This window comes from Parabacteroides leei, from assembly GCF_023369805.1.
GTDB classification, from domain to species: Bacteria; Bacteroidota; Bacteroidia; order Bacteroidales; family Tannerellaceae; genus Parabacteroides; species Parabacteroides leei.
The window spans coordinates 46,350-55,620 of record NZ_JAMBQG010000030.1 but is presented as its reverse complement, the minus strand read 5'-3'; the positions used below and the strand labels follow the sequence as shown (position 1 = coordinate 55,620).

The window sequence follows — 9,271 nt, the reverse complement described above, 5'->3', positions numbered from 1 at the left end:
TTTAATTATTTTTCCCTCAAAGGCTTTGTAATATAATGTACGGGCGTAATAGAGAATACTGTCAAAAAGGAAAAACAACGGATACAACCTACATGTCCCGATTCTGACATAAGTTTACTTTGGGGGGTTGTCAACTTTTTTTAGGACAGGACATCCCTTACTTTCTTTCTTTTGACAATTATCAAACGAATAATATACAATCATCAAACGAAAGGAACACATATGTCATTTATTCATTTGATATATATCAAACGAATAAGTCGGCAGGAAAAAAATGAGATACTATTATAATTGTCTCAATCAATCCTTTCCGTCTAATTCTAAAAACATATCATCAAAATTAATTATAACCCGCTGAAATAAATTAATAAAATCCATTCCTAACGAACCATCTTCACCATTCTGAAAAGACATCTCCGTGGGTGGTTCATATTCCACCTGAATATCTTTCATTTCAAAAGAGGTAGATCCTATACGCATCGGTATTGATGACAAACGGAGAACTTCCAGACTTCGCACACCACCGAACCCACCACCGGTAATTGTTTCATTTACTCCTTCTTTATCAATCCATTCCTTATGTTTTTGATAATACGGATAAAACATATCTGCTCTTACATTTCCTGTATCAAAAACAAAACGCAACCGCTCTTCTCCTGAAAACACTTTCAAGCGCAAACCACCATCATACATCCACATATTCCTTCCGGTTTCCGGAAGCGAATGCCGATTAACCGGAAAGCAAATCTTTTTTTCTTGTGGAAATATATTTACTTCTCCAACCAATCGCATAAAATCAGTACCCAATACAGCATCTACCTGATAGACGGTATCTACTGCCGGATTGGGATCCGCAATCGTTATGATCGCATTTTTAAATGCAATATCACCGATCATCATACTATCTAAAATTCCAGACTTGCCGGTACCCGTAGCAAAAGCCCCTGTAATATTAATCGAATCACGGATAACACAAATGCCTATTTCATCCGCATACATTTTGGAAACAAAAGTACTTCCCGCCCCTGTATCAAAAATAAATTTATACGTTTTTCCGTGTATCTGTACAGGAACAAACATTAAAACACCACGGCCGGCTTCTTCGATTGCCATGGGTATTTCCGTCTCTTTATTCGGCCTGTCAACAACAGGAGCGGCTTCATTGCGCAAAGTATTATAATAATCTGCCAATTGCTGATGAGAAGGGAAATCCTCTCTCTTAGCAAAAGCTTCTATTTGACGTAAAAAATCATATAAACGATCTGCGCTCTCTTTATACTGTCCTATTTCACCCAGCATTTTTGAACGAAGAGCAACCAAACTACTGACGTTCGGGAAACCCAAATCCTCCTGGTGATGTTCCAATAACGAATCGATCAGATCTATCGTCTCAACCGGCTTATTAAAATAAGTACCGATCATCACTTCCGACAAAGCTTTTATCGCAACAGACTGAAGTTGTCCGGACACTTTCGGATATTCTTCTTCCAGCCTGAACCAGTCGGATTGATTGATTAAATCCCCAATTTGCCAATCGGCTTCCTGAGCTTTAACCGATTGAAAAAATGACACGGAGAAAAACAATAAGGCTACAAATGTCTTCATATTCTTTCTTTGATTAATAAGATATGACAAATATAAGCCAAATAGCAGACGACAATAGTTAGCACTTTGCAATCTACTGTTATTTAGTGTTACCACCAGAATGAGCGGAGATAAAATCAGATTATATTTGTAATATGAAATTACAAATGCGCCTCATATTGATTTTCGTTTCTTTATCAGTTCTGGGAATATTCTTTTTCCAGGGTTATTGGTTGTGGAACAGTTACAAGATTGAAAAACAACATTTCCAAAGAACAATCAACGAGACATTACAGCAGGCCATAAATGAGGATCTTACATTTCGCATGGATGCGCTAAAAAAAGATACGGCAACCAATGCGCCTCACGGAGAAATAGAATTCGGTTTCTCTCTGGACAGTACTTCACATGCAGCTTCCAAACAAAAACCACGACAAGTTTATTCGCGCACAAAACTTCAAACACAAAACCAGAATGACAGTGTGGTATTTCAAGCATTCAAGCCGGAAAATACACCTATAATGAGAACTGCATTTAAAGGTATATGGCAAGCGATCAACCGCCTTTCACCTGTCGATGTCGTACAGGTCGATAGTATATGGTCATCGCTTCTCGAAACCGGAGGTATATACAATTCACATTTCATCGATTTTACATTAGGAACAGATACGCTTCTGGCCTCGTCTTTGCCGGACGACCAAAACCCGACCGATCTGCTGCCTACCCATAAAGCCGGATTAAATATAGACGACAGTATTGGCTTACAAGGTTTTATAATTGCTCCATCACAAGCCGTACTCAAACAAATGGGACCTATGTTTCTCGCATCCTTTCTGTTGATCATCATAACGACTGCTTGCTATATCTACCTGATCCGCACCATTTTGAGACAGAAAACGATCGCGGAGATCAAAAACGACTTCGTCAATAATATGACACACGAACTGAAGACTCCGATTACGATCACCTACTCAGCTATCGACGCCTTACAGACATTCAACTTCGTGGAACAAAAGGAAACGCGGGAAGAATATTTCACACTTTGCCGTCAACAACTAAAGCATTTATCCGGACTTGTGGAAAAAATACTTAGTATGGCCGTAGACGAACGGAAGAATTTCCGCTTACAAAAAGAGAGTTTCCAACCTCTGTCTGTCATAGAAAGTCTGATACAACAATTCAAACTGAAGGCTGATAAACCTGTAAGATTCAGTATGGAGATAATTCCCAAAGATATACAAGTCTATGCCGATAAGCTACATTTCACAAACGTAATCAGTAACCTGCTGGATAACGCGATCAAATATTCCGGAACGACTGTCGAAATCAGTGTCCGGGTCCGTGAAACAGCTGGCCAACTTGAAGTCTGCATCACCGACAACGGCATTGGAATCTCTCCGACGCAGCAGACTCGTATATTTGAACGTTTCTATCGTGTATCGAAAGGAAACATCCACGATGTGAAAGGTTTTGGCCTTGGCCTTAGCTATGTGAAAGATATCGTAGAACGACACGACGGCTCTATAACCGTCGAAAGCAGAGAAAAGGAAGGAAGCACATTTACTATTATAATACCCGGCAAAAAATGATACATATACTATTGGCAGAAGATGAAATTGCACTGGCAAAAATCATAAAAGACAGCCTCGAAAGCCGTCACGAATTCCGTATCACGCTGGCTTCCCACGGAAACGAAGCGTTAAAGCTCTATCAGAAACAAAAACCGGATATCCTGGTACTGGATGTCATGATGCCCCAAATGGATGGCTTCACGCTCACCAAAATGATCCGCCAAATCGACACCCGGACACCGATACTCTTCCTCACAGCCCGTTCATCGGTGGATGATCTGGTTACCGGTTTTCATCTGGGAGGAAACGATTATCTGAAAAAACCGTTCGATATGGAAGAGTTGATCGTACGCATCCAGGCTTTATTAAACCGTCCTATATCCATTTCCGACCCCAAAAGCCAGGAAGTGTTTACAATCGGGCAATATACCTTCCATTACCCACATCAAACCTTACAGATCAGCGACCAAACCGAAACATTATCTCACCGGGAGGCAGAAATATTACGCTTATTATGCCTACATGCCAATGATGTACTACACCGTAAACCCGTCCTGATGGGACTATGGGGTGATGACTCTTTTTTCAATGCCCGCAGTATGGATGTATTCATTACCAAGCTTCGTAAAAAACTAAAAGCCGACCCCTCGGTTCAGATTGTAAATCTCCGGGGGATCGGCTATAAGCTGATTATTTAAAATGATCAAACGAACAATTCCGGTTCGCGGCGTGCACTAAAGTTCTTATGCAGCATAGCCGTATAAGGAGTATCAAAAGTACGTGCCCCTTCAGGACATTCCTTTACGCAAGCACAACACTTGATGCAAAGAGCAGGATCACTGAACATCCGGTCGTCTACGATTGAGATAGCAGCCACCGGACATACGTCGATACAATATTCACATTGCGTACACAACTCTTCGTCTGTAACAGGAGCCTGTGGCGTAGAAGGTCCTTTCACCTTATATGGGAAGTTTCCTTTTATTTCCAATGATGGTAATCCCGATAAAGTTGATACAACATCCAGTTTTATCAATGTTTCATGACCGAATTTAGAGGCCTTCACCAAGTCTTCCTTATCCGGGCGATCGGCAGCAATAGGCATATCTTTCCGGCTGAAAGAATGCTCACCGACAAAAGCCCCCGCACTGACAGGTACGAAGCCTTGAGCAACCAATGCATCACTCAACTCCTTCAAAGCATCTTCGTAGTCGCGGTTACCATATACGACAACCGGAATAACCGGGGTCTTTTCTCCCTGAAACATACGAATACGCTCCATGGCCGTTTCTGCAACACGTCCGCCATAAACAGGGACAGCCACAATAACCAGTTCGTTATCTTCTATATGAAGTGTTTCTTTCAACGCTTCATGCGTGATATCCGACTCTGACAATGTATCTCCTCCCAGCCCTTCGGCAATAGCGTATGCTATCTTTGCCGAAGTATGTGTCGGAGAAAAATAAATCAAATGTATATTCTGATATTGCATACTATTTATTTTACAGCAGTCTCGATCTTTTCCATCAATTCAGCAAACTCCTCTTCCGTGTATCCTTTGCCGGCATAGATTACTTTACCATCTTTCCCTATCAAATAACTACGCGGAATCAGATTTTTTGCAAATGCTCCGAAGATTGCACGGTTCTTATCCGGATACAACGGGAAAGAAAATCCTTTCTTTTCATTGTATTTTTCCAATTCAGCATCCGTGTGTTCACGACCGATCACCAACAGCTGAAAGTTCTTATTGTCCTTATACTTCGGCCAGAGTTTCTGCTGCACGTCTGCCAGTTCTTTCTGACAAGGCGGACACCAGGTTGCAAAGAAGTTGACCAGAACAACTTTTCCTTTCAATGTTGCTGACGACATTTTCGCTCCGTTATCGGAAACGATGGTAAATACCGGCATTTGATCTCCTACCTTTATGATATCGCCGTCACTTTGTGCACGGGCTATAAAAGCAAAGATAGTTAGAATGGCGGTTAAGAAGTACTTGTTCATACGCTTTATTTTAAACTTTGGGCAACATCATAGCCGGCTTTCAGTGCTTTCAGGTTCATTTCAACCACTTCTTCACCTTTACGGCCAAAAATACGACGAATACCGTCTTCTATCTTATTATATTCTATCCCGATAAAAGGAGCTGCAGCTCCCAGCATCACTATATTGGCAGCACGCACGGTAGCTACCTCTTTCGCAATTGCTTCCACGTCCAGGATCACCTTGTAAGGCAACTTATTCAGTTCTTCGTTCACCTTGTCGATGTCCGGATAGTTAGGGATATTTACAAACGGTTGAGAGTTAGTAACCAGCCATCCTTCTTTTTTCAGATAAGGAAGATAACGAAGGCTTTCCATCGGTTCCAATGAAATGATCAGGTCGGCGTGTCCTTTGGGGATCAGGTCGGAAGCGATCGGCTGGTCAGATAAACGCAGGTTCGACTGCACATCGCCTCCACGTTGACTCATTCCGTGTACTTCAGCCTGCTTCATATACAGACCTTCTTTCAATGCGGCTTCTCCAATAACGGCGGCAATAGAGAGGATACCTTGTCCTCCTACACCTGACAATATAATATCTGCTCTCATTTCTTACTTGCTTTTTTCTTTCTTGTTAATGTCTGAATACATTCACGACGCGGGATCAGAACGGATACCCCCTTGTATTCGATCTCTTCACGGATAATCGTTTTCATTTCTTCGTAATTCTTCTTCAACGGAATCATCACACGGATATGAGCCGGATCAACACCGATACCGGCACAAATAGCTTCCAGGCGTCCTGTTCCGGCCGAATCTTGTCCGCCGGTCATTGCCGTTGTTTCATTATCGGAAATCACGATCGTGATATTTGTTTCTTCGTTTACACAATCCAACAATCCTGTCATGCCGGAATGAGTGAAAGTAGAGTCACCTATTACAGACACAGCCGGGAATACACCTGCGTCGGCAGCACCCTTCGCCATCGTAATGGAAGCTCCCATATCAATACAAGTGTCGATTGCACGGAACGGAGGCAAAGCTCCCAACGTATAACAACCGATATCACCGAATACTTTCGGTTCGTTATATTCAGCCAATACTTCATTCAGAGCTTCATACATATCACGGTGACCGCACCCCTGGCACAATGCAGGCGGACGTTGTTCCACCACTTCAGGAATAGCATAATAGCTGGTAATATCTTTACCCAGAGCTTTGCCTACGGCATCCGGAGTCAATTCGCCATCCCGTTGCAAAGTTCCGTCCAGACGGCCGTGCACCTTAATGCCTGTTCCCATATATCCTTTCAGTTGTTCTTCTACTACCGGATAGCCTTCTTCCAATACCAGGATTTCCTTGCATTCGTTTACTAGTTTCTCCATCTGTTTGCGGGGAAGAGGGTACTGACTGATCTTCAAGACCGGATGTTCGAATCCGTCCGGATAGTTTTCAGACAGATAGTTGAAGGCAATACCAGTCGTAATAATACCGAGATCCTTATTAGGACCATCGAAATACTGGTTGTATTTTGATGTTTCAGATGAATCGACAAACTGTTTCTGAGCTTCCAATAAGACTTTGAAACGTTTACGAGCCAAAGCCGGAAGGAGAATAAAACGCTGACGTCCGTCTGCCGGACAGTTCTTGGGGTTTTCATCCTTCATCGGACGGGTAACTACACCAGCACGAGAGTGAGCCATACGGGTAGTGATACGCATCAGGATCGGATATCCCAGTTTTTCAGAAAGTTCGAAACCTTCATAAACCATATCGTATGCTTCCTGCTGACTGGAAGGTTCCAACATCGGGATCATAGCAAAGTTACCATATACGCGATTATCTTGTTCGTTCTGTGAAGAGTGCATAGATGGGTCGTCAGCAGTAATAATGATCATACCCCCGTTAATACCGCTCATTCCTGCATTCATGAAACAGTCGGCAGCGACATTCAAACCTACGTGTTTCATACAGCAAAGTGAACGCTTTCCGGCATAACTCATACCTAATGCTGCTTCCATTGCTGTTTTTTCATTTACACTCCAACGGCTGTGTATCCCACGCTCTTTCGCAACAGCTGATCCTTGTATATACTCGGTAATTTCAGTTGAGGGAGTACCCGGATAGGCATAAACACCGGATATACCGGCATCAATCGCAGCCTGTGCAATGGCCTCATCCCCTAAGAATAGTTGTTTTTCCATGTATATTTGTTTCTTAAATTGATTTTTATGTAATACCAACTGCCAAAGATACAGCTTTTACCACAAAGAAAAAGTAAAAAACTTATCTAATCTTTCTCCTGTTAAGTTCAGCTCTGTACCGGTTTGCGTTACGGTTATGTTCTGCCAATGTCGCCGCAAAATTATGACGCCCCGAAAAATCTTCTTTGGCACACATATAAAGATAATTATGCTTCATATAATTCAATACGCTGTCCATTCCTTTAATAGTCGGGATGCGCAAAGGACCGGGAGGCAATCCGGCATATTTGTATGTATTATACGGAGAATCGATTCCTAGGTGTTCGAACAGGATACGCTGTAAGCTAAAATCGCCGATAGCAAACTTCACTGTCGGATCGGCCTGTAAAGGTATCCCCCGATGAAGTCTGTTCAGATAAAGACCTGCAACAATCGGATATTCATCAGACGCTGCTGTCTCTTCTTCCACGATAGAAGCCAGTGTAGCCACTTCTACGGGAGTCAGGCCAATCGCCTTCGCTTTTTCCAGGCGGGCATCCGTCCAGAAGGCCTTATATTCCCGCTTCATGCGTTGCATCAATTTATCTGCCGGAATATTCCAATAGACCTCATACGTATTAGGAATGAAAAGAGAGATGATCGTTTTCGTTGTAAATCCTAAAGAATCACAATAAGCAGAGTCCTTGAGTAAGGATAACAACTCTTCCTTATCGAGCATCAACTGTTCATCCATTCGCTCAGCAAGGTCTTCCTTAAAACGAATATTATTAAAAATCAAACGGATAGCCACCTGATGCCCACGCCGCAAATCATTCAGCAGCTCCAGATTACTCATCCCGGGTGATACGGCATACCGTCCGGTTTTCATATTTGCCTGGTATTTCAGCATACCAGCCAGTTGCTTGAAACTGCCTATCCGGTGACAACCAGCAGAGTCCTGCAGTTGCCGGCATAAATCGGTAAAGCTTTTATCCTTCCCTACATAAACATACACCGTTTCCTTTGGCACAAAGTTCGGAGCCCAGGCCAGGCGATAGCCCCAAATCCCCACACCTACCATCAAAAGGACAAAAAAGAGGACTATTCCCGCTATTATATTTCGTTTCGACTGTTTTTTCTTATTCATTTTTTATCAAATAAAATCCTGAGTATCAGAATCGGCAACAAAAGTAGCATCTTTTTCTTAGAAAATAGATGCAAAAAGCTTTGTTTATTTAAAAACATACCTCTATCTTTGCAGCGCAATTCTAAGGAAGAAGCACAGAACACATGGAAGTGTGGGTGAGTGGCTGAAACCACCAGTTTGCTAAACTGACGTACTCGTAAGGGTACCGGGGGTTCGAATCCCCCCGCTTCCGCTCCAAAGGCTGTTAATTGAAAAATTGACAGCCTTTGTTGTTTTTAAACCATTCATTCTTTACTTTTAGTAAATCTAAAAACATATCTTGTTCTGGATAAAACCTTTTGCCATCGCATTGGCAAAACTTTTTATCAGGAAGAATATATGTAAAACAGCTTCAGAAAAGACAAAAAAAGAGGTAAACCATTATCTGATTTACCTCATCTGTAGTCGGGATGAGAAGACTCGAACTTCCGACCTCCACGTCCCGAACGTGGCGCGCTACCAACTGTGCTACATCCCGTTTTTGATTACGGCTGCAAAGGTACAACTAATTTTGAACTTGCAAACATTTCTGGCATTTTTTTTTACAGAAAACAGTAAAAAAAAACAACAGAGCACTTACTTTCTAAAATTTCTTGATATTTTTCTCTCAAAAGATTTGGAGTATTCAAAACTTTCCCTACCTTTGCACCCGTTAAACAAAACAACGGTGCCATAGCTCAGTTGGTAGAGCAAAGGACTGAAAATCCTTGTGTCCCCGGTTCGATTCCTGGTGGCACCACTTTTCAAGAAAGAAAAACGATGTAA

Annotated in this window: 8 protein-coding genes and 3 tRNA genes; 4 read left to right on the top strand and 7 right to left on the bottom strand. The window is 42.3% G+C overall.

Features of this window, described 5'->3' with window-relative positions:
- Positions 1-300: 300 nt before the first annotated feature.
- Positions 301-1,605: a retropepsin-like aspartic protease gene (locus tag M1P97_RS25205; protein WP_249390508.1), complete on the bottom strand. Its 1,305-nt coding sequence runs from the start codon at positions 1,603-1,605 to the stop codon at positions 301-303.
- A gap of 134 nt (positions 1,606-1,739) precedes the next feature.
- On the opposite strand from M1P97_RS25205, the gene M1P97_RS25200 reads away from it, so the two are divergent.
- The gene (locus M1P97_RS25200) at positions 1,740-3,173 is read left to right on the top strand and encodes a sensor histidine kinase (RefSeq protein ID WP_229058708.1); all 1,434 of its coding nucleotides are present in this window, start codon (positions 1,740-1,742) and stop codon (positions 3,171-3,173) included.
- Entirely contained in the window at positions 3,170-3,853 is a 684-nt protein-coding gene (locus tag M1P97_RS25195) for a response regulator transcription factor (protein ID WP_195375285.1), read from the top strand. The genes M1P97_RS25200 and M1P97_RS25195 overlap by 4 nt, the downstream gene beginning before the upstream one ends.
- Positions 3,854-3,858: 5 nt before the next feature.
- Here the strand turns inward: M1P97_RS25195 and M1P97_RS25190 are convergent, their stop codons facing one another.
- The 5 genes from M1P97_RS25190 to mltG form a co-directional block, all read right to left on the bottom strand.
- On the bottom strand, positions 3,859-4,647 hold the full coding sequence (locus M1P97_RS25190; protein ID WP_195375286.1) for a 4Fe-4S binding protein: 789 nt from the start codon (positions 4,645-4,647) through the stop codon (positions 3,859-3,861).
- Positions 4,648-4,652: 5 nt separating this feature from the next.
- Complete coding sequence (locus tag M1P97_RS25185) at positions 4,653-5,159, bottom strand: TlpA family protein disulfide reductase (RefSeq protein WP_195375287.1); 507 nt, start codon at positions 5,157-5,159, stop codon at positions 4,653-4,655.
- A gap of 5 nt (positions 5,160-5,164) precedes the next feature.
- A complete protein-coding gene (locus M1P97_RS25180) occupies positions 5,165-5,746 on the bottom strand; it encodes an indolepyruvate oxidoreductase subunit beta (protein WP_195375288.1) in 582 nt (193 codons plus the stop codon).
- Entirely contained in the window at positions 5,743-7,341 is a 1,599-nt protein-coding gene (locus M1P97_RS25175) for a thiamine pyrophosphate-dependent enzyme (RefSeq protein ID WP_195375289.1), read from the bottom strand. Before M1P97_RS25175 ends, M1P97_RS25180 begins: the two co-directional genes overlap by 4 nt.
- A gap of 82 nt (positions 7,342-7,423) precedes the next feature.
- Positions 7,424-8,467, bottom strand: coding sequence for an endolytic transglycosylase MltG (gene mltG / locus M1P97_RS25170; RefSeq protein WP_195375290.1), 1,044 nt, complete (start codon positions 8,465-8,467; stop codon positions 7,424-7,426).
- Positions 8,468-8,612: 145 nt separating this feature from the next.
- On the opposite strand from mltG, the gene M1P97_RS25165 reads away from it, so the two are divergent.
- Positions 8,613-8,699, top strand: a tRNA-Ser gene (locus M1P97_RS25165).
- A 212-nt stretch (positions 8,700-8,911) separates the two neighbouring features.
- On the opposite strand, the gene M1P97_RS25160 is transcribed toward M1P97_RS25165, so the two are convergent.
- Positions 8,912-8,984: transfer RNA gene (locus M1P97_RS25160), tRNA-Pro, on the bottom strand.
- Between the two features lie 188 nt (positions 8,985-9,172).
- Here M1P97_RS25160 and M1P97_RS25155 point away from each other — a divergent pair.
- Positions 9,173-9,245 (top strand) — tRNA-Phe (locus M1P97_RS25155).
- The last annotated feature ends 26 nt before the right edge of the window (positions 9,246-9,271 follow it).